We start from the raw sequence: 22,643 nt of genomic DNA on the forward strand, positions 1-22,643 counted from the left end.
GGGGCAAGGTCAATGGCAAAAACACTTGAAGCGCACGACAAGTTAATTCGTGAGATTTTTGAAGGTAGTTATCAATTCGAGATTCCGGACTACCAGCGGCCTTATGCCTGGACAACCGAGCAGACCGAAGAGCTATTCAACGATCTTGTTTTGGCAATGCAGGAAGCCAGAGCCTCTCCTGCCACGAGCCAATATTTCCTAGGCAGCATAGTTCTCATCAAGAGCGACCGCGAACCGAAATCATCGGTTGTTGATGGACAGCAACGTCTCAGTACACTCACCATGTTGTTCGCCGCCTTGCGATCGGCAATGCCTGAAGCGGCTGATGACATCACCGATTTTCTTTACAAGAAGGGGAAAGTGAGTCTCGGGGAAAGGAATGAGTATCGCCTGCTTGCCCGTGAAGAAGACGCTGCATTTTTTCGGATGTTCATACAGGAGCCAGGCGGGATCGAGCAATTGATCGGAAGCACCGAAAAACTCGAGGACAGCCGGCTGCGCTACCGTGAGAACGCGACGTTTCTTATGGAGAAGATCGCGAAGCTGACACTGACAGATCGCGATGGGCTCTGGAGGTTTTTGGCCAACGACTGCTCGTTGGTCGTTATCTCTACTCCCGATCTTGAAGCGGCGTATCGGATCTTTTCAGTTCTGAACAATCGCGGGCTTGACCTTGCTCCTATTGATATCCTCAAGGCGAACATCCTTGGAAATATCAGGAGAATCGCTGGCGAGCCCAAGAGCCGTGCTTATGCAAAAATCTGGAGTCATCTCGAAAGTAAGTTAGGCAGAGATGCCTTCGGCGATTTGTTCGGGTACATTCGAACTGTCTATACAAAGCAGAAGCAGCGGGCGACGCTCGTCAAAGAGTTTCAGGACAGCGTAACAGAATACAAGTCTCCGATCGAACTGATCGACAGCATCATCACTCCGTTTGCCGAAGTGTGGGACTTCATCCGAGAAGCGGATTTTGAGGCCACCGAGCTGGCCGAGCAGATAAACGACTCCTTGTCATGGTTGAACCGAGTTGACTTCAAGGATTGGGTGCCTCCAGCAATTCTATATTTTAAGAAGTTCCGCAACAAGCCGGCGCTGTTGAACGAATTCTTCAAAGCGCTTGAACGACTCACTTACTTTCTTCTCATTACGCGCGTTGGCATTAACGAACGCATCGAGACTTTCGCAACACTTACCCGCGAAATCGAGTCCGTGTCCTTCAAAGGCGATGCTGCTTCGCTTAATACATTGCTTCTAACGCCGACCCAGCAGCAGGAATTTATCGATGCGCTGGATGGCGACATCTATCGGCGCCTGCCGAAGGCGCGAATGGCTTTGGTGCTGCGGCTTGAAGCCCTGTCCAGCGACGGCAGCAAAAAGCAGACTTTCGAACATCTGTCCTTGGAACATGTGCTACCGCAGACGCCGCCGAGCGAGTCAGAATGGATGAAGTGGTTTCCCGACGAGAAGGAGCGTGAATCCTGGACCCACCGACTGGCTAATCTCGTGCCGCTGCACATCCGCAAGAATCCATCAGCCAGCAACTACAATTTCGGGACCAAGAAGGATGTGTATTTTACGGGCAAAGGAAAGGCCTCACCGTTTATCTTAACCAATGAGGCGCGCGCCCAAAACGAGTGGAAACCTGATTTTCTGGTTGAGCGGCAGAAGCGCTTGGTGGGGGTGCTTTGCAAGCACTGGCAACTTTATCTTGGTCCTGCCCAGGCAGAACTCAGTACTGTGCGGGCGGCAAGTACGGAGCGTTAGGCGACCGGTATGCATCCGGAGCAGCATCCGCAGGGGTATTACTTTGCGCTTCCGGTGAATTGGTCGCAAACGGATTGGTAAGGAGATTACACAAACGGAGTCACCACGGTAACTGATAAGGTTTGGTCGCAAACGGAGTCAGTTGAATCACTGATAAGGTTTCTAACAAAACCTTATCAGTGCGGTGCTGGATTCAGCCCAAAGTGGAAAGTGCGCATCATGCATGACTGTTGGATCTACATTCTCCATCATCGGTTCGAATGAGTGACGAATTTGGCGTCCGCGCATCGCAAAGCGTACCAAGCTGCGGCCAGGCGCCGAATAACTGAAATTGTCGCGGTTGCCATCACGTCAATCGACGAAATATGCTCTCACCGTTGTCCTGAATACTTTGTCGCGTGAGCTGCATTGGTACACAAGAATTGTAGAAGTTGGTCTGACGTTGTCTCTTAGATGGACGGATAGCTCTTCAGCTGCCTTGACCGACCTGGCGTCAATGCGCGGCGATTTATCTTGTTAGGCCGGCCGACGACAACGCGGTCCGCTTCCCGGTAGCGCTAGCGGCTTGCTAGAGCTGGGGGTCCTTCTGAAATAGAAATCAAATCGCTTTACATTCGGGACGTTATTTTGTTTGCTATTCGAGGTTGTATTGCTAGTATTATTAGGATGTTGTCGTGGCACGAGTTCTCGTTCGGCCGCTGGTGGTCGTCTTTTGTCTTTGTCTGATTGGGTGTGCGAGCACTCAGCTGAATTTAAACGCATTGGACTTAGCATCGACCGTCAACAGCCTCGTCTCCAAGCAGATAGTCTCCAATCTCGGCAGAACGATCGACAATCAATACGCCATACCATCTCAGGTCGATTTCGCCGCGGGCACGGTTACTACCCAGAACTCTGTTACTCCATCGTTCACGGATCCTTTCAACGCCGCATCGACGACCACGACAGCCGTTGCGAGAACGGTTGCGGCTGCGACATCGACTGTAAGTACCGGTACCTTTGCCGCTACGAGGGCGAGCCAAAGTGCAACGATCTCTGCTTCCGATCAATGGAATCAGAGTTGGACACTTGATCCTATAACTGATGGCGACAAGCTTCGCCGCCTTCGCGCGCTGTACCGCTTTGCCGTTCGTGGCGATCTTCAGGCGCTTCTCTGCGAGTACAATGTTGTCGAAAAAGCGCCGGGTTCAGGCGGCGGCTCTGGAAATCAGGTTGGTAGTGGAAGCGTAACGACGGCTGACGGAACGACATTCAACGTCGTAATAGGAGGCGGGAACGCCGGCCAAGAAGGTGCCGGAGCAAAGAAGTACGTCAAAAAGGGATGTGATGCGCGTGGTCACAAATCGTCGGGAAACAAACAATACGTCAACGCTGATCCTGCGTTTCTGACGAGGCCCAGCTGCGTGATATGTGCTCCGCCGTCCAATCCTAGTGTAAAAGGCAAGGAGCCCTCCGAGGTTCAACTTGAGGTCAATGAACGCTTGGTACCCGGGTGGTTGGGATACGATCATAACATTCCCGACGGTGCACTTTACCTCGGGAGCCCAAATGGGCACACACTTTATACGATGGACGCCGAAGCTTTCTCGGACTTCACTTTATTCGTCTTGGAAGCAACGACTGAGAGTGCCGCGAGTTCGTCTGGCCAATCCGGGGGAAAAACCTCTGGAAAGAAGGCTTTGGTGATCACCGGAAATAGTCTCCTCGCTCCACCCTAAATCGGGAAGAATTTCGTGAGGCAGCGCGCGGCAGTCTTTCTCGGGCTACTCCTCTGTCTCCTGCCCATGCGTGCGATTAGCGAAAGTATTAAGTCGTTCGGCGGCTTTATAGTCGGAGGCACTCCAACTGACGTCGCCCATCACCCCTGGCAAGCCGCGCTCAACGTAAGCCTGGCGAATGGAGACTCAGTGCTGTGTGGCGGCGCGATTATCGACAAGCGGTGGGTTCTCACCGCTGCCCATTGTTTTGGCCGAGATGGCGGGCATGCGCGCGCCCAGGTTAAAACGGGGGTTACGAACTTCAAGACTGAAGGCGCCTGGGTGAACGTGGTTCGGATCGTGCCGCACCCACGTTATAACGATGACGCTGCCGGTTATGCCGTCAAAGATGATATCGCGCTTGTGATGATCGAGACGGACGCAAAGGGAGCGCCTATCGCTCGGCAGAACGGCAATCTGCCCTTTCGGTCAGGCCAGCTCCTCGAGGTCACAGGCTGGGGAACTTTGAGCGATGGCAGCTTGGAGCCATCGATGATTCTCAGGCAAACGCAGGTGCGGTATGTCGATAATGCGACGTGTCAGCAGTCGTACCCCGGAGAGACTATCACAGGCGGAATGGCATGCGCTGGTCTACAAGACGGAGGACGGGGCCCATGTCAGGGTGATAGTGGAGGCCCTTTGGTTTTTAAAACAGGCGAAGCCGTTGGTACGCTGATAGGAATCGTTTCAGCAGGCAAAGGATGTGCGCTGCCAAGATTTTACGGCATCTACACGCGCGTCAGTGAATACAATGATTGGATCGCTCAAACCACCAACCCTTCCCACTAGTCGCGCAATATTCGAGCAGTTGTTGAGCTCCCTATTGGAGCGACGCGTCCGCGTTGGCTTGTCGAGGCCGTTCGGGCTCATTCGTGCTGCAACGAGCTAGGTAATGGTAGCGATCGGCGCCTGATGGCCTGATGGTGAAGGTCGTTGGTGATCGGGCGCCAAACTCAGTCTCGGATGATTGACAATAATCTCCCGTTGTGATTGCATCGCTAGTGTCATCTAACGGTCCGGGGGTACCATGGGTGGCGTTCGGTATGCTGCATTTTCGCTTTTTCTGGAACTATCCGCTGCTACCGCAGTAGTTGCATCAGCGCGGCACAAACTAGCCAAGCCCACCGAACTCAGTTTGTACATCGGCCCAATGGCGGTGCTAGTTGCAGCTATCGCCTCGGCGGTTTCGTTCTCACCTTTGAGGGTAGCGCCGGCTTGGAAGTCGTCGCGCGACCTCTAGCCTTCTTGAAATCGGCTTTGGTATTAACCCAGCCCATCTAAATTCGCCCGGTAATCAAAGGAAAGAGTCCTTTGATTGAACGGCGAAGCTGAAATGGTCACAACCATCCTTTGAAAAGGATAAGAGACGATAGCGGAGACGCGCACATTTAATCGATACGATTAGGTGAGGGGAAAATGACGGAAAGACGCGACTTTCTAGGGATTGCAGCACTTGCGTCAGTAGCGATGCTGGAGGGATCAGAGGCAGCCTCTGCGGCAAACCCACCCGGAACCAAGGACGCAAAAGCTGAGGCGCCGATTAAGAAGGCTCCCGACAAGAACTCCTCTCCTGAGAAAGTCCAAGAACATGGTCCGATCCACGAAGAGTCTTTTGGGGATTACCATCTTTTAGGGAAACCGGACCCGACTGCAAATCTATTCGGCGAGGTTCGTCCAAAAGACTGGAAGTCGACAAAGCAATTACTTGAGACGTCATTACGAGCTACAGCCCCTGGTGGTGACCCTATTCATGATTGGCTGAAAACATTCGACACCGGTTTTGATGGTCGAACGACAGACGTTGTCGTGAAAGCGGCTGGCCAACCCAACGTCTCCAAATACGAACCGCAGTTGTACGAAATCTTGCTTCGGAGCGCGGGAGTATTACTCGATCGATGTTTACGTTATAGAAACGACATGGAGCGCTATGAGATATCCGGTGTGAGTGCCGGCATCGGATATCTCACCTTTCTGAAGCTCAAGCCTCTCCAGCGCAACTTCTTGGCAAAGTCCAATTTGGCAGACCTTGCGCAAATAGCGAAGACTACAAATGCCAGGGCGAGCCAAAAGTACGCTGAGGTGTGGTTCCAGGACTATGAAGTCCAGGCAAAGCAAATCGAGGCAGCTGGCGATGCGACAGAAGCTGGAGCAGCCGAAGTAAAAGATAATTTCTTGACGAGCTTGCTAGAGAAGCAATTCAACATCCAAACTGACGCCCAGCTCGCTCAGTTTACTCGGCTGTTACAGCCTGGGTCGTCATCCAACTTTGCTGAGCGTTACCTTCGATTGCTTTCGATGCTAACGGAGGATCTGGCAGACGTATATTACAAGCTGTACAGCGCGTCTAAGGGCATCCAGCAAGTGTTGGGCTTAAACCAAGTAACCGTGGGGCTGGATACACCGATAGCGGTGGACATTCCGCTCTTCCAAACAGCGGCGGCGGTCAAGACCTGGGTCGATCAAATCGTGCCTTCCCAGGGAAATCAGCGTACTCCTGATATCGTTGATGCACTGGTTCTTTGGAATCGAGCGGTGATCCGAACGCTCGAGACCGCCGCGCAGTATGAAAGTGAGTTCACAGTATCGATCCCCTTGAACCAGCCGTGGCATCCTGGGAACGCGACCATGTTATCCGCTGCGGATATGAACGCGGCCTTCGCTACGGCCACTCCCACAGGCAGTGTGAGCTTTACATTACCCAATACCTGCTTGCCGATTGCGGTCGGACAATCGAATATTCGGGTTGTGGGTCTCGGGCTGTCGGTTGAGCACTCGCAAGACGATGCCTCGCCACTTCAATATACAACGAACTTCCCTCATACACCCTCCAATCCAGCCGTAGCGGTCGGGCAAACCCCCGCTCCGAGCCAGGAGCCGACCCCTCAGCAGATTGGCGCTGCGCAACAGTATGAGTCGATACGGCTCGCTCGGCTTAACGCAACCATAACGACGCCCGCTCAAACCAAGCAGGGTGGGGGAAGCTACTCTCGCCCCAAGGTCTTCTTATCGAACGTTCGGATACAGGGTGGCGGCGGTGGCGATTTAGAGCCCATTCTTTCCTACGACCCAGCGTGCCGCGGTCTCAATCCGTTTGGTGCATGGACCATAGCCTTTGATCCGACTGCGGTAGCATTTTTTCAGGCGAATGCGCCTATCCCGATAAACTGGGTTACGGGCTTGATTTTGCATTTGCGCCTTCGCGGCACATTAAACTGATATTCAGATTCCGGCGGTGAGAGAATAACCAATGTCTGCGGAAACGGAACATCATAGAGCGGTCACCAACTGGGGATTGGCCGCTCTAGGAGATGCTTTCGGCATTGGTAGCGGGTATTTTGCATACGCGGGTTACGCTGCTGCCGGCTTCGAAGTATCGGCACTAACGGCTGAATCGACTCTCATGGTGGCTGGTCTTGTCGCCGGCGGTTTGGCAGCTTCCGCCGCGCTGCCAATAGTGATCATGGCTGGCATTGCAATTGCGACTTACAAAGAAGAAGACTCGCGTCAACTGGCAGACGCCGCGGGACTGATGGGAATTGTTACGTCTCCGTCAACGCAACTATTGATCGCGTTAAGCGCACCTTTCGTGGACTCGACGAATGGACAAAAGGATCCCTTTGTTGTGCAGGAAGTGTTGGGATCTATCTTAGATTTCGGGATGGGCGCTGGGGGTGCGTTCCAGGATTTCTTTAAGGTGGGGGCGCGCACAGCAATTAGCGAGGGGGCCCTCGCTGCAGGCTCTTTTGCAACAACGCTACCGGGAAGCATCGCAGCCTACCGAGAGGCCTTTCCGCAAGCGCCAACAGGAGGTGGATTGAGCCCTTCAGCACCTTCGCCTTTACTGCCGGCAAATTCACTGGGCTCTGGTCCTCTGGGAAGCGGCTGGGACTTGCTCCCGTTTTCTCCGGGTATGGGTGACTTAGGAACTGACTACGGCGGAGGCGCCGGTGGAGAGTTTTCGGGCGGTTATTCGCTGAGCATTACTCCGTATGTCCCTGGTAGCTCGGGAGACGGATACAACTCCGGCACCGGGGGGTGGACGCCTGGAACTGGTACCGGAAGCGCGACCGGGGATCAGACCGGAACGGACGATTCCACGGGAACGGATACTGGCACAGATCCGACGGGGACTGGGACTGGGACCGGGACGGGCACTGGCACTGGCACCGGCACCGGCACGGGCACTGGCACCGGTACTTGGACAGGCACCGGAACAGGCACCGACGACACAGACGATGACGACGACTTCAGAATATCTAGTACGAGGTTTTCGCTCCGCGGACCGGGCTTAGGAACGCGCACTTCCAAACTGGGCTGAGCAGTCTTTCGGCATGGTGGGGTCATGGACGCAGATTTGGCGGGATTGATTGAGCAGGGGCACTCGTTCTTGTTGAACAAAGACTTTGTGTCGGCTGAGGCTTGCTTCAACCGCGCTGTTGCCCTCAACGGCATGTGTTCGATGGCGCACAACAATCTTGGCTGGACATATGAGCATTTGGGCAACAGCCAGAGCGCCATGAATAGCTATCAAAGGGCTTTGGAGCTTGACCCAAACTTGACGCTGGCAAAAGTCAACCTGGCATCTTTGATGACCAAGAGCGGGCAAGAACAAGGCGCATTGCCGCTATGGCATGACTTAGTCGAAGAAGGTCTGTTTGATCGCCAATCTCTGAACGAGGCAATAGATGCAGCCTTGAACGTGGGTGCTATTCACCAAGCCGCGCGATGGGCGCAAATATGTGGAGCAGTCACTCGAGGGGCGCCACTATATGCGCCGGAGGTCAAGCCAATTTGCCGAGATGAGCTTGCGCCAGCAATGCTCAAGCTGGAGACGCTAACGCATGACATCGAGCAAATAGAATACCTCCGTCGGAGCAGCGGCAAGCCGAATATTGATTTTGAATCGATGCTGATCAATTACAAGCTCGTCCGCGATGCCCTTTTGATCTCGGGAGATCGCGGCCGGCGAGCACTTGACGATAAGGAGCAGCGGCTGATCGGCGATACCTATGGCAGAATTTGGCATATCAGGAAAAGCTCCGAGACGATATCCGCGCCGCTCTGGGGCGACTGGAATCCATCCGACGTTGAGAGAGCCTACTCGAATAGCCCGCTGGGGTTATGCGTGGTTGACAACTTCTTGTCTGATGAGGTCCTAACCGAACTGCAAAATTTCTGCCTGGAGTCGACTGTTTGGCTGGCCAATCATTATTCCCACGGACGTCTTGGCGCCTTCTTCAGGGAAGGATTCGTCTCTCCGCTTCTCTTGAAGCTGGCGGACCAGTTCCCCCGTCTTTTCCCGAATTTGATTGGCGATAGACATCGGCTGCTGCAAATATGGGGTTTCAAGTATTCAGCATTTCAACCTAATACAAATCCGCATGCGGATTTCGCTGCGGTAAATCTAAACTTCTGGATTACTCCTGATGACGCCAACCTCGACAGAAAGTCAGGTGGTCTTGTTGTGTACGATCTCGAAGCGCCGCTCAGTTGGAGCCATAACAGCTACAATAAGAACGGACCGGAGATAGCAGCGTTTTTACGACAGAATGGAGCCAGGGCGATCTACATTCCTTATCGGGCCAATCGCGCCGTCTTTTTTAACTCCGATCTGTTTCACGCAACTGCGCCGCTGTCGTTTAGAAACGAATATCGGAGCCGAAGAATCAATATCACTATGCTCTACGGTCGAAGGGCGAACGACACCAAACGGCCTCCTCGCTCCCCGAATTGAAGCCAAGTGGTGGACTTGAGACGATCAAACGTTGTGCGATCCCCGCCCAAGCAATTGAAGGCGGATCTTGCTAGCAAGTGCAGGAATACAGAGTTAGGGGCGCCAACGTATCGACCATGGCCCAATCTACGGTTTCGCAGGTTTCGTGCGTCTCTTTTCGAATAAATCTAAGATCGCTGGCTTCAGCGGGCCAGCGACGGACAATGCCGGCCGACACCAGCTTAGTTTTTGCAACATACTCTTAGTTCGGTTAGCCGGTTAGCCGTCTGCCTTGTAAGTGGAAAACTGAGCGCGCTGCAATTGGAGAACATAGATGGCTAGTATCGATGATTATCCTCAGATCAAGGCGCTTCTTGATCTCGATGGCACGGTTAGCAACGTGGAGACAGTTGAAGTCAATGGCGAGAGTTATGTCCGCGTAACCAAGCACTTTGTTGATCAGGAGGGAGGTCAATTCCTTTTCAAAATTGTTGGAGGAGATGCGCAACAAATTGCGGCAGACAACGTCGTCGACTTCCCGTCGGAACTGATAACGACTCAGGCCGCAAATCACTACGATGGTACGCTAAGCGATAGCGACCATGCGCAGGTCGCCGCGGAGGCGATCAGCCAGGTCGACAAGTATAAGACGGGAGACGGGCCAGATCACGGAAACTTGGCGTGCATGTGGGCTTGTCGCCACGTCGTATATTTTGCGCTCAATGCTTGGATTACAAAGAAGGACGGCACCTCACAATTCTACGACGAGCTTAGAGCCGGGGGCATGAAGCCGGACAAAGCCGATAATCTTCCGGCCGGAGCCATAATAATCTCGCCGACGGCGGGCAAGAGTATTGGTCATGTAGGCATTCTCGGCGCGGGCAAAGGTGACAATCGGCTCGTTTACTCAAATCATAGTCCGTCGAAAAAGGATCCTGTTGCACGATGGAAGCAGAATTACACTGTCAAGAGCTTCACTGACGCTCACAAAGCCATCCATCTTGACACTTACTTTTACCGATTGCCAAGGGTCAGTGCCGCCGTTGAATCTTGAGGGGTTGGCCGCTGCCGATGACGGCGTTTGTTACTCGATCTGTTTCCCGTCAGTGGCGCGAGTTTTCGTGCCGAGCGATAATTAATATAGCGCTTTGTACTCAACGACGCGTGCTCAATGAGATTTCATGAGGATTCGGCGAGCGAACCAACGATGCTAAGCGCGAAACCGATCTGAGGCTTTCGGCCGGGGCGCACTGCAGGATACTTATTTGAGGAGGATGATGGGGTTCGCAAGGGATACGGACTTGGACTAGAATGCCGCGCTCCTCATGGTCTCGTAGTAACCTGATCTCTGGACGAGGATGTTGTTGCCGAGGAGATGCCCAATGCCTCGCTGCGAGCTAGCCCCCCCATCTCGGATGGAGCCAGCGTTTGCAAGCAAGATTGGCGCCATGTCCAATTCGCGTCAGCCTTGTTGTTGCAGATGATGGTGTTGGTAATGTCCGCCGAGTTATGTCTGATTTGAGTTAAATTCGAAGTGACCGATTGGTCGGCGTCCTCGCTGCGAGGCCGAATTCCAAGCATATTTTTGAGGCGTCAATGTCTGTGGCAGAGTCGCATGTCCAGGGTATCGCACGATTTATCGTGGGGTATGGTACCGAAGAGGATGAGAATTGGCGGACTTACCATTTCGATTTTTGCGGCAACATTTCTTACTATGATGATGGCAAGCCGAAAGTCATAAAGCCTGCGGACAATAGCGGCTATTCGCTGGGCATGCTCCAACTCGATTTTGGCCAGACGACGTCCGCCGCGAAGCCGTTCTTAGATGCATTCGACAACTGGCATGCGACGACCCCAGGCAGCCCCGCGCTCATCAGTACGCGTGACCACGCGCTGACTGCCCTGACAAGCATCGGGCCGGTCCTGGCAGACGATCCCTCCAAGGCTCTTTGGCGTCAGGACGTCGAGGCGCTCTCGGCTTTCGTCATTACAGCCGCAGGCAGCGATTGGACAAATAAAAACGTAGACTGTGCGCTGATTGGGAGCGATGCACACCATACATCTCCCTATGGCGAGCCCACGCTCATGGCGTCAGCCCGCCGAGTGGAATCCACCAGAGCGTTCCAGCTCGCGCAACACGCAGGCAATGCGCATTTCATTGACCTTCTCTACGCGCTGTCGATGAAAGGCTACAACCAGGGACCAAAGAGGTGGCGTGAAAGCCTTCTGGTCTTTCTAGAAACGGGACCGTCGGAGGACGACGTTGCAGCCTGGACGGAGTCTGACAGGAGCGACAAATGGCTCGGCGGTCAGGCCCATACTGTCGCCAATGCTAAAGCATGGTCGAGCCTAACCTCGTCGAACGGTGGCACAAAGCCCCAGGCGTGGCTAACGGGGCTTAAGGTCGTTATGGACACTCAGGCCATGGCCAATCCGATTACGACATCAAAGATATCAGCGGAGTATGTTGCGCTTCGGCAGGTGTTCGAGAGCGCGAGCTATTTCCAAGCATTCGCGCAGGCAGTGGCCGCCGGAAAGGACTATATCCCCAGCAGGCTGTTTGATCCGAAGACAGGCGCGATCGCGATAAATTCGACCACAAAACGCATCGTGCCGGGCGTCATGACGAAGGGCCGAGTGGCTTATGTGTGGGATATCATGGGAAACGCCTACCAGATGATCAATGAAGCTTGGTCGCCGGTCGATATTGGTAGGATTACTAGCAAACGAAGCTGGAGTGAGATCATTCGCGCGACATTTAACGATCTCGTGTCATAAGCCAACGCTGTCTAAGTTAGTTAAAGGACTCCGAGTCCTGAGCAGCTGGCGACGTGGTGCTTGGAAGGTGTCAATCCAAGTTTCGAGTCTTCGGCCGGTTGAAACATGCGTTCATAGCGAACTGGAGTCCGTTTGATCACTGATAAGGCTCAGTCCGCAGACTGATAAGCTTTCAAGCAAAATGGAGTCAGATGGCGCACTGATAAGGAAAATGCTGAAACCTTATCAGTCGACAAATTGATAAGGAAAGGATCAGCAAAGCCTCGTCGGTGCGAGCCTAACCTAATGGCCGTTTGCTCTGCTTAGGCTCGCGTTGCAGACCTTGCTAAATCTCCTCGCAGAGGCGGACGAAGAGGGCGCAAACGAGCGCGACGAGGCGAACAAGAACCAGTTGCCGTCCATCGGCACAATGCTTGGAAGCCGATGCCGCTTTGCATTCAAAAGCCGAAATGGAGTTGATCCGGCGAATAGCGATGGTTTGGGGGCGGCGACATGCCGCGAAGGTAACCCCTTACGGTCTCCCGCTTCCCGTCCACCCAACGCCGATACGCCGGTACAAACACGATCTTCGGACCCTTGCCATGGGTTCTAGCCATGGTGGTCTCCTTCTGTGAGCGGGTCGCACAGCCCGCTGGCCACCCCTCCTATACGCGGGGTGCGCGCTGCTTCGCCTTCAGCCGTTTCAGACTTAATACAGAAGGATTGCCGATGGACGGCATACGCTAGGCAACAGCCCCTTAAGGGGATTTCCAAAAGGGGGAAACAAAACTGATTGAGTCGTAATATACGGGTAAGGCTCCGGTTTGTGAAATCCACCATTGCCGACTGAGACGCTAGCAAAAATTGGTAACGGGAAGCCAGTCCATTGTGGGTCACCACCGGCCGTTAGCTACGGCCGGCGCCATGGCTACAATTGGTCTGGAAGCCGACGTGGTCACGCGAGTTCTGCCTGCGTGCGCGGCGATCGCCTCGCATCTCCGTGCTCTGTCGGCGCCCCTGCTTCTTTAGGTTCCGAACCTCCTTCGCAGAATTTAACGTTCTTGAATCGCCAGGCCAACAGAACCAAGCTAGGATGTTGCTTTCCCTTTTGGGGGGCAAATTTATGTTCGACACGACAACTACTGCGCTTTTGCGCGCGGTCCTCGATGAAGTGTGCGAAGGCGTCTCGTACTGCGAGATCGGACGACGCACTCACGTCGCATCGAAGATTCTGGAAGCCGCAACGAAAGGCGAGGTCTCGCCCGATGGTCTCAGGCAGGTCGGCCGCGACGCCCTTTCGCACGCGCCAACGATGTGGCGTTGAACCCGCGGGGCCCGACGTGAATTTCCAGGTGACCGTTCTGAAAATCTTGGTGAGCTATCCGGATGGCTTCGCCGTCATGGAGGACCTCAAACGGGACATGGCCATCCTGGCAACTAGCGGCCGCGATTGGGCGGAACGGACGAAGCGGCTGGCTGCCCGCGTGCCGGATCTCGACATCTTTTCTCAAGGACTGGTCGAGCGCACTAGCGGGGGCTGGAAGGTCACGGCGAAGGGCGCGGCGGTGCTCGAATTCATGGAAGCTCGTCCGGTGGCCCAGTCAATTCGAGCGTCCTTGGTCAACGAAGTCATTGAGGCGGTATCCGAGCCGGCTCCGGTGCCGCCACTGCGGCAGCCCGCTGATCGTGCGAAGCGGCGGCGCGAACGCCGAGAACGTCGTCGGGAGGCGCGCGAACGAGCTCGCGCAACCGCGTCCTGAGTTCAGAGGCTTCCGAAGTCGAGTCCGAAGCTCATGGCCGCGACGAGAGAGATTAGTAGCCCCAGCCCGCAGAAGATCGCAATCGTCTTGAATTCTTCGACTGCTGCACCTGATCTGACTTCGACAAGCGTTCTTGCCCTCTGCGTTCATCGATACAATTCCTTTCGGATCGAGAAGCCGTGACAGCCGTCGCATCCTAATGGATCCGCACATGTTGGAGTGTGAACTGGCTCTCAGAGTCTTCGGACACTTGCTCCGCGGCATCCCTTTCAGCGCACCAAGGATAGTCGCCAAGGTCCGTTGCGCCAAATTGGTCGCGGCCTGAGCCAGCTTCTTGACCGATCCGGAAAACCGACAATCGGCGCCGGTCTATAACTTATAAGGTTTGCCTACAAACCTTATAAGTTCGGTGACAGGCCCAGGATTAAAGTACACGGCTCCTCGCCGAGCTCGCCCTGGCTCTTTTTTTTCGTTCGGTGAGAACTATCCTGAGCGACAGCAGCCTGGCTCGACATCTCACATCTCAAGTTCATCAAAGTCGCAATGCAAAGCCGCTCACCCGATTGTAGATTAGGCGAGGACGACCACGGGCAGGCATGGCATTCCTGGCCAGCAACGCTTCTTCCTCGATGCCTGCAGGCAGCTCAATGCATGTTAGAGCCGGAAACCGCATCCACTGGTTGAGCGATGGTTGTTCTGGTAGGACCCCTGAGAGCCGTCCCTGTCAAATAGCTCATCTGCAGCAGGACGGCGAAGATCAGGGCCGACGACCACGGTTGCGATGAGATCGCAGCGACGACGAGCCAGCCAACGAGAATGACTGGCGGCAGAACGAATACGCGATACCGAAGTCCGAGCGTGAGCCCTATCAATATGGTGTAGGCAGCGAGCATCGTCACGTGGAGACTCCAAACGTCCCCGTGAAGCTACCCTCCGGCTCGTCTATCGCTGGTTTAAGTCAAAGGGCAAAATTTATCTTGTTGGTTGGATTGGCGTGCTTTTTCCCCGTGACGCCCGTTGAGTAGGCCACCCACCAGGCCCGGGTTTCGTTCGGCCTGGGCGCTTAGGCGCCCAGGCGCTGAAGCGCTCGCCTCGAAAGGCCCTCGCGAGCTCTCGTGGAACGCCGCGTTCGTGTGGATGGAGGCTGCGGCCGGCGCATTCAAACGTGGCAATAGCTCTCTGGCTTCGGAACGAAGTCGCGCTTCCCGCGTTCAGAACTGCATCAATGCTACCTTCTCGTAGCAGGAAGTCGGCTTTTGAAGGGAATCCGTTAAGCGGGAGTTATCCATCTCCGATCAAGCGCTGCTTTCGCGGTCGAAAACGCGGGAGTGCGTAAAACTGTAGCAATGGATTTGAGCCGGACGAAATAGGCTCCGAAGTCAAATGCCCTAGTGGAGCCCGCAAAAGGCTTGCGACGGGGGCGTTAATGTCTACTAGCAACTACCGCATTTTGAACGATTTCGCCGTGCCTCCGGGCAGGGATGCCGTGGACGGCCTTGCAGCGATCGCTGCGGCGCTCGACCGGGGCCTGGATGCCGCGCCTCATTCGCGCCGACAGAAATCGCTCGATATCCTCGCCGTTGTCTGCGGCTGGGCCGTGCTTGTTTCGGTCGTGCTGCACCCGGAGTTGCAGCTCGCCGCCGTCGGACTCTGCGCCGGCTTCATGGTCGCGCGCACAGCATTTCGCAGTGCATTCGGCGCGCGAGAGCCGTCTTACCTTTAGGCCAGTTCGAAGAACGTCCCGGCGCAATTAGGAAGCGCCGGTCGTATTCGCAGCCGCATTGGGTGGGATGGGCAGTTGAAGCTCGCCCATCTGGATCGGATAAGAGTGAGACGTCTTGTCCCAGACCAACGGTTTCCCAGACAGGCGATGACTGGTGTAGATGCGAACCGCGCGCCACGTCGCAAAGAAATTGACGAAGTTGCCGACGATGAGCCGCGGCGCCGACATCAGCGCGTGGCGCAAATTGTAGATCATGCCCGTAAAGATCATGCGATTTAACAGGCGCCAGACCAGGAATGAGAAGGTCACCCAAAACAGCGTCCTGGCCCACTCGGACGACAACAGGGTATACGTCAATTCGAGGTTCGGGTCGAAAAACCATCGAAACATTTCGAAAGCAATCAGATTGGCCATCGCAAAATAGGCGAGCATCACCGCGGGGCTCGTGATCACGCCCTTTCGATCCCGCGCCAGGAAGTACTTCGTTCCGAACGCGCCCTTCCAGCCGATTTCCTCGGAGCCTTGAAAGACGATCCCCAACAACCACCGCGCGCGCTGCCGATAGGCGGCCTCCAGCCCGGTGGGAAAGAACTCGCGAGTCGCAATCGGGAGACTCCGATGCAGGATACCGGGGGCGCCGGCATCGATGTCGATGTCGATGGCGTAGCTCGCGGGATAGGCGACGAAAGCCGACTTGAAGCCAAGCTCGGACACGCGGAAAGCGATGTCGTAGTCTTCAGTGAAGGATGCGACGCGGAACGCTTCGCCCTGGTTTTTGTCGACGAGGTGGAGGATAGCCTCTCGGCTGAAGCAGGCGGAAACGCCGGCGCAGGGAATAACGCCTGAAATCCGTTGCCGGACTTCGAGATCCTTGGTGTGCATTTCCGCAAACTCGTCCATGTAGATTCCGCCGATCAGGGACAGAATGGGACGGGAGAACGAATAGACCGGAAGCTGGACGAAGTCGTAGATGTCGACGAGCTTGTTGAAGAGCTTCAGTTCCAGGGGATGGATGAGATCCTCAGAGTCATGCATGACCATGCCGGCAAATTGAACGCCGTGCTCGGCCTCGAACATGAAGATGTCCGACGTGATCTGATTCAGGCAATCCGCCTTGCTAGTTGGACCATCGCGAGGCACCAGAACCATGTGGATGTTCGGATAGAGGCTTTGTGCCTTGCGGATCTCGTCCTGGGTCAGGGGATCGTTGAGATAGACGCCGACGAAGTAGTGGGCCTGGCGATAACGAAGAAGCCGCGAATTGGACGATAGCATCGAGAAGATCACGTCGTGCTCCTTCCAGCACGGGATCATGATCGCAAGCGGCCGCTCCGGCAGCTGCTCGAGGAGCTCGACGTCGGGCAATTCTCTCGACTTGGTCTTTGCCGTACCGAGCAGTCTGCCGCTCCAGTACAGCAGATCCACCACAAGATCGTCGAAGCTGGAAATGGCGATGATGATGCCCGCTGTGAGCATCATGATTTCGATCACATAGAGGTATTGGGCCAAGAAGCCGGTCAGATTTGCCATGGGCTACGATGCATATTGGAAAGGAACGATCATCTCATCCTGCCGTTCTTGAGCGGTTGAGAAATATCGATAGAGAGAGTCGACAATTCTTCGGCTGGCATGTCCGTCGCCGTAGGGAAACACCGGACGAGCCATTTGGTTGTATTTTGCCGGAGATTTGTGGAGGGCGTAGAGCGATTTGAAGACTCCCTCGCGGGAGGTGCCAACGAGCTGGACGACACCCGAGGCGACAGCCTCGGGGCGTTCCGTGAGATCGCGAAGCACGAGGACGGGCTTGGCAAGGGCCGGGGCCTCTTCTTGCAGGCCTCCACTGTCGGTGACGACGCACCATGCATTCTGGATCGCAGCAACCATCTCGCGATATCCGAGCGGTTCGACGAGATGGATCCTCGGATTACCAGAGAGGATCTCGAGGGCGGCGTCGCGTGCATTCGGGTTGGGGTGAACCGGGAAATACACGCCCACGTCCGGCGTGAGGTCGACGAAAGCGCGAACCCCTGTGAGCGCATCCCGCAATTTCGAACCGAAGTTCTCCCTGCGATGCGCCGTCAGCAAGATCATCCGGCGAGAACCGAACTCGGCCGGAGGTGGCGGCTTGGTTGCTGCCACCTCCAGCAGCGAATCGATCACCGTGTTGCCCGACACAACCACCCTGTCCTTCGGCACGTTCTCGTCGATCAGATTCCGGGCCGCAGCCGAGGTCGGAGCGAAGTGCAGGGTGGCAGACACCGCGATGGAGCGTCGATGAAACTCTTCCGGAAACGGCGCATCGAGTTCGGAAGTCCGCAATCCGGCCTCGATGTGGGCGAAGGCTATCTTCCGATAGAAGGCGGCGACCGAGGCTGCATAGGCCGTCGTGGTGTCTCCCTGGGCGAGGACGCAGTCCGGTTTCTCCTCGCCGAAGATGCGGTCAAGCCGATGGATCAGACGGCTGGCGACCTGCGCCGGGCCGGATGAGGCATCGCGATGACCGATCGTGATATCGGGCCTCAGGCCGAACTCGGCCAGGGTCTGGTCAAGCAGGTCACTCTGCTGGCCGCTGGCGACGATCTTCACGCTGGCCCAGCTCGCGCTGCGCAAGCGACGAACCACGGGAGCGACCTTAATGACTTCTGGACGGGTGCCAATGACGATTAAAAAGGTCCGAAACGGAATAGAACGCGAAAATTGAACCTGAGGCGGGTGATGCATGCAAAGACCCCAAAAATCGACGTGCTAGCGCCGCCGAATTTATGCCGCGCAAGGCCGGGTTCGACGTCTCAAGGTTTAATCCAAATAACAGTTTAAACTGAGTGTCTCTGCCAGACAATTGATGATTCGGTATTTTCGTCCCGAGTTCAAAGGATTGACCGGAGAGGGTAAATATTGTCGGTCCGGTCGGGCGAAGAAATGGGACCGGAAGGTCGGCCGGATACACCGGTTAAATGTCTGGTATTTACGAGCTAGCCCTCCGGCCGCTCGCGCCACACGCTCGCCTCGTAACCATCAATGATCTGGTTCGTGTGTGTGAATTCCTGCAACTGTCGCAACGGCTCGATCACCTTCCTCGCGATCAGCACGGTGTTGGGCTCGGCGTGCTTTTGCATGTGGCCGGCGATGTCGATGACTCGGTCAGAGATGGTCTCCAATTGGGTCGAGTCGTCAAAATAGACCAGACCGGCATTGACCCCGCAGCGCACCGAAAAATCGGCTTTCGAAATCTTCACGTCGCTATTGAACGCTTTTAGGCTTTTGACCACGTCCTTTCCCGCTTGGCAGGCATCCTCCACGTGGGCAAAGCAAGCCATCACTCCGTCTGGCGTCCAGGCAGTCTTCAGGACTCCCCGAGCGCGGAATATACGCTCCACCAGTTTTCGATATTCCGCGAAGTCGTACTGAACGGACGCCGGATCTTCGCCCGCCTTCATTGCGGCTGATCCGACGACGTCGATCGCCAGAAAAGCAACTTCGCGGCCGAAGGAATCGAGCTTCTTTTTGGTCTCGGCGAAAACACGCAGAAGCTCTTGCCGGTTGACAACGTTTCCGGACTCGGCGGCCCTCAAGGTGCTTTCCAGCTCATTGTCCAGAGGCGATCCCGGTTTGACACCTTCCACCTTGCGCCAAGCCTGCGCCGACATTCGGAGCGACCGTCGATTGAGCGATTGCTGGCTTTTTTGCGCGAGCGAACCGGCGATGAACGTGATGATCATGGCGAGGCCGATCAAAATCCAGTCCGAGCGGTCAGCGCCCGCGATGTTGGTGGGGACGTAATGGTGCAGGAGCGGAGCCGATTTCTTCAGAACAATGTCGCGCGCGTCGAGCAAGGTCGCCGAAAAGCTCGCGCTTTTGGGATTGTCAAAGAGCAGGAAGACTTTTGGGATGAGCAAGACGAGAACAAGGACGAAAGTCGCAATTCCGAACAATCGCCTCAACGTGAAAAGAAAGCTCACAAGGAACGATTTCGGAGCTTGGCTATGAACCACTTAATCATCTCCAAGGCCATTGAGGGCACAGCGGACGGGGAAAACTCCGAAACTTATAGTCCGCCAGCGACGCGGCACGCAATTCTTGCGAACGACAAACTCGCAAGACCCAGGTGAGGATAATGCTGGTTGTCCTCGGTGTGGCTTGTGAAGTCGATGGCGAAAGGCGGTGCTCGGGCGAGGTGAGATCTTATCTCGGGCCGCAGCCTGAGCCTTTCCACGAAGCCAAGCAAGGGCAACGCAGCGCGGGTCCCAGCAGATAGGAGGGCCTGGATAGCCATCTCGGCTATGCACCCAGACGTCATTCCAGCCACAACGCGATGTTACCTGATGACGCTCCCCCAACAGCGGCGCCGTGACGGGGTCTTTGAATCTTGGATGAATCGGGAGCCGAAGAGAGCTTCCCATTATTCAGGCCGCGAAAGAAAATGACCCCATTTAACGAAAAGATCGTGTCGAAGGGACCTGCCCCGTTGCCTTCGCTCCCTATTAAGGCTATTTTAAACTATATTAACAAAGAGTTATCCCCAAAATATAAGTTCTATGGGGCAATTTCCTGATTATTGGGTCTTGAGGATTGGGTGACGTTCGATGTCGATCGGATCGGATTTCCGAGAAGAGTCGCATAAGGTCGACCAGGCGCATGGCAAGCGGACCCTGTGGTCCCTAGACCTCGTTCCCTATGTGCTTTCCACCTTGGATGCATTGGTGATCATCCTGGCGTGCGTCGGCGGAGGGATAGGGTATCACGTTGTCACCGGCTCCCCGATTCCGAACCTTCTTCCGTGCTGTGCAGTCGGTCTCATGGCCAGCTTCATCTACATTTTGAGGATGAGCGGGATCGGTTACTATGATCTTCCCGACAGCGCCAAGCCGGGGGTCGAGATTACGCAGATCCTGGTCTGCTGGTTCAGTACCGGCATCTTGCTGGCGTTCTTCGCATTCCTGCTCAAAGTCGGCGGCAATTATTCCCGAGGCGCGTTCGTCACGTTCTATTTCATTGCCCCCGTGGGTCTGTTGGCGGCGCGCAGGTTCATGAAAGCGAAGCTGGCTTCAGCGGTGACCAGAGGGGGCATCAGGCGTTTGGACGCAGTCCTCATCGGCGACCAGCGGGAGTTGGCTTCTCTTGGCCCTCGTGATCGTCTCGCCCTCTTCGGCGCGACGGACGTCAAGGAGTTCCGCCTGAGCGGAGATCCTGATCCCGGAGAGCGGCTGGTCGCGGATAAGAATATGTTTGGGGCGGTTGGAGATTTCATTCGCCGCAACAATTGCCGTGAAGTGCTGTTGGTGCTGCCGTGGAGCGACGACGTGCGGATCGACTTCGTGCGGGAAAACCTCAAGAGTCTCCCGGTCTCGGCGCGATTGCTGCCGGACTTGCACATCCGATCGCTGTCAAACTTCGTGTCCTCCGCCCGCCAACGCGTGGTTGCGGTCGAGGTGCAGCGCGCTCCACTCAGCGGGGCGGAGCGCTTTGTCAAGCGGGCCATGGATGTTCTGGTCGCCGGCGTCGCCTTGAGCCTCCTGTTTCCGATCCTGATTCTCACCGGGATCGCCATCAAGCTGGACAGCGAAGGGCCGGTCATTTTCCGCCAGCGTCGAAAGGGCTTCAACGGCAAGGAATTTGTAATGCTGAAATTCCGCACCATGAAGGTGCAGGAGGATGGCCCTGTCGTGGTCCAGGCGGTGCGCCAGGATCCGCGCGTTACGTCAATCGGGCGCTTCCTGCGCGCCGCCAGCATCGATGAGCTGCCGCAGCTCTTCAATGTCCTGAAGGGGGAGATGTCCTTGATCGGCCCCCGACCGCATGCCCTGGCTCACGACAGCTATTTCGAAAAAATCCTGGAAGACTACGCGTTTCGGCACCATGTGAAGCCCGGCCTTACGGGGTGGGCCCAGTGCAATGGTTCGCGGGGTGCGACGCCCACGGTTGAACATGTTGCAGAACGTGTGAGGCTCGATCTCTGGTATGTCAACAATTGGAGCCTGTGGCTCGATATTCAGATTTTGATCAAGACCTTTTTTGAGGTCGCGCGGAAGCGAAACGCCTATTAGGCGAACTCCTTTTTGTCGTTTTCCCGTAGTTCGGCTTACTACCAAATTTCCGCGCTCATGCAGCCTGACAAGTTGCAGAGTTTATATATATTTGACCTGTTCTGACCGTTTCTCCGCCTCCGCCACGCTATCACCAAAATAATTGGCGATTGGAAAAATCGAGAAAGCTGCAACATTGTTGGTAGATCGAATCAGAGGTCTGGGATTGGGCAGCCGGAAACACCTACGTTATGACGAACTGATGAAGAAACCGAACCTCGACGGCCTCTCGTTAGATGAGCTCTGGCAGCTTCATGAGGAGCTCAACCGATTGTTGTCGGTTCGGCTAACTGCCGAAAAACGCGCCCTTGAGACGCGCCTGGCGCAACTTCGCCGGGAGAATGAAGCGGCGAATGCGCCTTCAGAACAGTCGCCGCGCCCGAAGCGTCCATATCCGCGAGTTCGTCCGAAATATCGCAATCCCAATATCCCGCATGAGACTTGGTCTGGTCGCGGCAAACAGCCGAAATGGCTTGCAGCCGCTCTGCGAACCGGCCACTCGATCGAGGATTTCCTCATCTCGAACAGATAGCTTTGTCCAGGCCGCCATGAGGTGCGCCGGCGCATTGAGGCGGAGCGCTGCAACCAAAGCGGGAGTTCCTATGAGATTCGCCCTTAGCCTTTTTGTCTGCATCGCTTGTTCTCCGCTCGGGAGCGCCTGGGCTGGAAACTTCAGCCCGGCAAAGCTGCGGCTGGCTGACGCCGCCGCGGACGCTTGCATGTCCAGTTGCGACAATCAAAACGCGGCATGTAAGCGGGTTTGCCCGACCACCCTCGGCGCGCCCTGCATCGCCTCTTGCGACAGCCAAGCTCAGGTCTGTCGCCAGGGGTGCCAACCCAGGTAATTGCTACCGGCCGTCGAGTTCGGCTGAACCGATTGGATCTCTGCGGACAGGGTCTGTGCGGAGGTGGGCGTCCTCGCGATATCGCTTGTCTGTAACAAGCGCCGCGGAGCACTGCGTCGTATCCGGTGGCTCGGGGGGACGGATGGACGCCCTTGGTAGCTTGCTACCGTCCTGGCGATCCCGGGCTCAGGGAACTTTTACGTTGAGTTAACCATGATGATTTACCCATTTTTTACGCTCG

16 protein-coding genes are annotated in these 22,643 nt (G+C 55.6%); 12 read left to right on the top strand and 4 right to left on the bottom strand.

All coding sequences use genetic code 11. From position 1 onward, the window contains the following. Positions 1–12 precede the first annotated feature (12 nt). From NLM32_RS13355 to NLM32_RS13395, 9 genes are all read left to right on the top strand, one after another. Positions 13–1,764, top strand: a complete 1,752-nt coding sequence (locus NLM32_RS13355) for a DUF262 domain-containing protein (protein WP_254129429.1) — start codon at positions 13–15, stop codon at positions 1,762–1,764. Positions 1,765–2,438: 674 nt separating this feature from the next. Continuing rightward, positions 2,439–3,482 carry a hypothetical protein gene (locus NLM32_RS13360; RefSeq protein ID WP_254129430.1) on the top strand — a complete coding sequence of 348 codons (1,044 nt, stop codon included), beginning with the start codon at positions 2,439–2,441 and terminating at the stop codon, positions 3,480–3,482. Between the two features lie 15 nt (positions 3,483–3,497). Beyond that, complete coding sequence (locus NLM32_RS13365) at positions 3,498–4,310, top strand: trypsin-like serine protease (protein WP_254129431.1); 813 nt, start codon at positions 3,498–3,500, stop codon at positions 4,308–4,310. Positions 4,311–4,937: 627 nt separating this feature from the next. Further along, positions 4,938–6,737 (top strand): hypothetical protein, encoded by a 1,800-nt coding sequence (locus tag NLM32_RS13370; protein ID WP_254129432.1) that lies wholly within the window; start codon positions 4,938–4,940, stop codon positions 6,735–6,737. A gap of 1,126 nt (positions 6,738–7,863) precedes the next feature. Continuing rightward, positions 7,864–9,255 (top strand): tetratricopeptide repeat protein, encoded by a 1,392-nt coding sequence (locus tag NLM32_RS13375; protein ID WP_254129433.1) that lies wholly within the window; start codon positions 7,864–7,866, stop codon positions 9,253–9,255. A 313-nt stretch (positions 9,256–9,568) separates the two neighbouring features. Then, positions 9,569–10,288: a hypothetical protein gene (locus NLM32_RS13380; protein ID WP_254129434.1), complete on the top strand. Its 720-nt coding sequence runs from the start codon at positions 9,569–9,571 to the stop codon at positions 10,286–10,288. Positions 10,289–10,830: 542 nt separating this feature from the next. Further along, positions 10,831–12,012: a hypothetical protein gene (locus tag NLM32_RS13385; protein WP_254129435.1), complete on the top strand. Its 1,182-nt coding sequence runs from the start codon at positions 10,831–10,833 to the stop codon at positions 12,010–12,012. A 1,102-nt stretch (positions 12,013–13,114) separates the two neighbouring features. Further along, complete coding sequence (locus NLM32_RS13390) at positions 13,115–13,315, top strand: hypothetical protein (protein ID WP_254129436.1); 201 nt, start codon at positions 13,115–13,117, stop codon at positions 13,313–13,315. Between the two features lie 16 nt (positions 13,316–13,331). Beyond that, a complete protein-coding gene (locus tag NLM32_RS13395) occupies positions 13,332–13,751 on the top strand; it encodes a hypothetical protein (protein WP_254129437.1) in 420 nt (139 codons plus the stop codon). Positions 13,752–14,395: 644 nt separating this feature from the next. Here the strand turns inward: NLM32_RS13395 and NLM32_RS13400 are convergent. Beyond that, positions 14,396–14,650 carry a hypothetical protein gene (locus tag NLM32_RS13400; protein ID WP_254129438.1) on the bottom strand — a complete coding sequence of 85 codons (255 nt, stop codon included), beginning with the start codon at positions 14,648–14,650 and terminating at the stop codon, positions 14,396–14,398. Positions 14,651–15,201: 551 nt separating this feature from the next. On the opposite strand from NLM32_RS13400, the gene NLM32_RS13405 reads away from it, so the two are divergent. Further along, positions 15,202–15,474, top strand: coding sequence for a hypothetical protein (locus tag NLM32_RS13405; RefSeq protein ID WP_254129439.1), 273 nt, complete (start codon positions 15,202–15,204; stop codon positions 15,472–15,474). 27 nt (positions 15,475–15,501) lie between these two features. Here NLM32_RS13405 and NLM32_RS13410 read toward each other — a convergent pair whose 3' ends face one another. From NLM32_RS13410 to NLM32_RS13420, 3 genes are all read right to left on the bottom strand, one after another. Then, positions 15,502–17,004 (bottom strand): glycosyl transferase family protein, encoded by a 1,503-nt coding sequence (locus NLM32_RS13410; protein WP_254129440.1) that lies wholly within the window; start codon positions 17,002–17,004, stop codon positions 15,502–15,504. Positions 17,005–17,007: 3 nt separating this feature from the next. Beyond that, the gene (gene wecB, locus NLM32_RS13415; RefSeq protein WP_254129441.1) at positions 17,008–18,195 is read right to left on the bottom strand and encodes a non-hydrolyzing UDP-N-acetylglucosamine 2-epimerase; all 1,188 of its coding nucleotides are present in this window, start codon (positions 18,193–18,195) and stop codon (positions 17,008–17,010) included. Positions 18,196–18,446: 251 nt separating this feature from the next. Then, positions 18,447–19,466, bottom strand: coding sequence for an adenylate/guanylate cyclase domain-containing protein (locus tag NLM32_RS13420; protein WP_254129442.1), 1,020 nt, complete (start codon positions 19,464–19,466; stop codon positions 18,447–18,449). A gap of 591 nt (positions 19,467–20,057) precedes the next feature. On the opposite strand from NLM32_RS13420, the gene NLM32_RS13425 reads away from it, so the two are divergent. Together NLM32_RS13425 and NLM32_RS13430 are read left to right on the top strand one after the other, a co-directional pair. Then, positions 20,058–21,518: an undecaprenyl-phosphate glucose phosphotransferase gene (locus NLM32_RS13425; protein WP_254129443.1), complete on the top strand. Its 1,461-nt coding sequence runs from the start codon at positions 20,058–20,060 to the stop codon at positions 21,516–21,518. Between the two features lie 241 nt (positions 21,519–21,759). Beyond that, positions 21,760–22,089, top strand: a complete 330-nt coding sequence (locus NLM32_RS13430; protein ID WP_254129444.1) for an H-NS family nucleoid-associated regulatory protein — start codon at positions 21,760–21,762, stop codon at positions 22,087–22,089. Positions 22,090–22,643: the final 554 nt, after the last annotated feature.

The organism is Bradyrhizobium sp. CCGUVB14 (assembly GCF_024199935.1).
Classification (GTDB): domain Bacteria; phylum Pseudomonadota; class Alphaproteobacteria; order Rhizobiales; family Xanthobacteraceae; genus Bradyrhizobium.

Excerpts from the sequence above, each read along its gene's own strand:
- NLM32_RS13355 (WP_254129429.1), top strand. The coding sequence starts at position 13 with ATGGCAAAAACACTTGAAGCGCACGACAAGTTAATTCGTGAGATTTTT.
- NLM32_RS13370 (WP_254129432.1), top strand. The coding sequence starts at position 4,938 with ATGACGGAAAGACGCGACTTTCTAGGGATTGCAGCACTTGCGTCAGTA.
- NLM32_RS13375 (WP_254129433.1), top strand. The coding sequence starts at position 7,864 with ATGGACGCAGATTTGGCGGGATTGATTGAGCAGGGGCACTCGTTCTTG.
- NLM32_RS13380 (WP_254129434.1), top strand. The coding sequence starts at position 9,569 with ATGGCTAGTATCGATGATTATCCTCAGATCAAGGCGCTTCTTGATCTC.
- NLM32_RS13385 (WP_254129435.1), top strand. The coding sequence starts at position 10,831 with ATGTCTGTGGCAGAGTCGCATGTCCAGGGTATCGCACGATTTATCGTG.
- NLM32_RS13390 (WP_254129436.1), top strand. The coding sequence starts at position 13,115 with ATGTTCGACACGACAACTACTGCGCTTTTGCGCGCGGTCCTCGATGAA.
- NLM32_RS13410 (WP_254129440.1), bottom strand. The coding sequence starts at position 17,004 with ATGGCAAATCTGACCGGCTTCTTGGCCCAATACCTCTATGTGATCGAA.
- wecB (WP_254129441.1), bottom strand. The coding sequence starts at position 18,195 with ATGCATCACCCGCCTCAGGTTCAATTTTCGCGTTCTATTCCGTTTCGG.
- NLM32_RS13425 (WP_254129443.1), top strand. The coding sequence starts at position 20,058 with ATGTCGATCGGATCGGATTTCCGAGAAGAGTCGCATAAGGTCGACCAG.
- NLM32_RS13430 (WP_254129444.1), top strand. The coding sequence starts at position 21,760 with ATGAAGAAACCGAACCTCGACGGCCTCTCGTTAGATGAGCTCTGGCAG.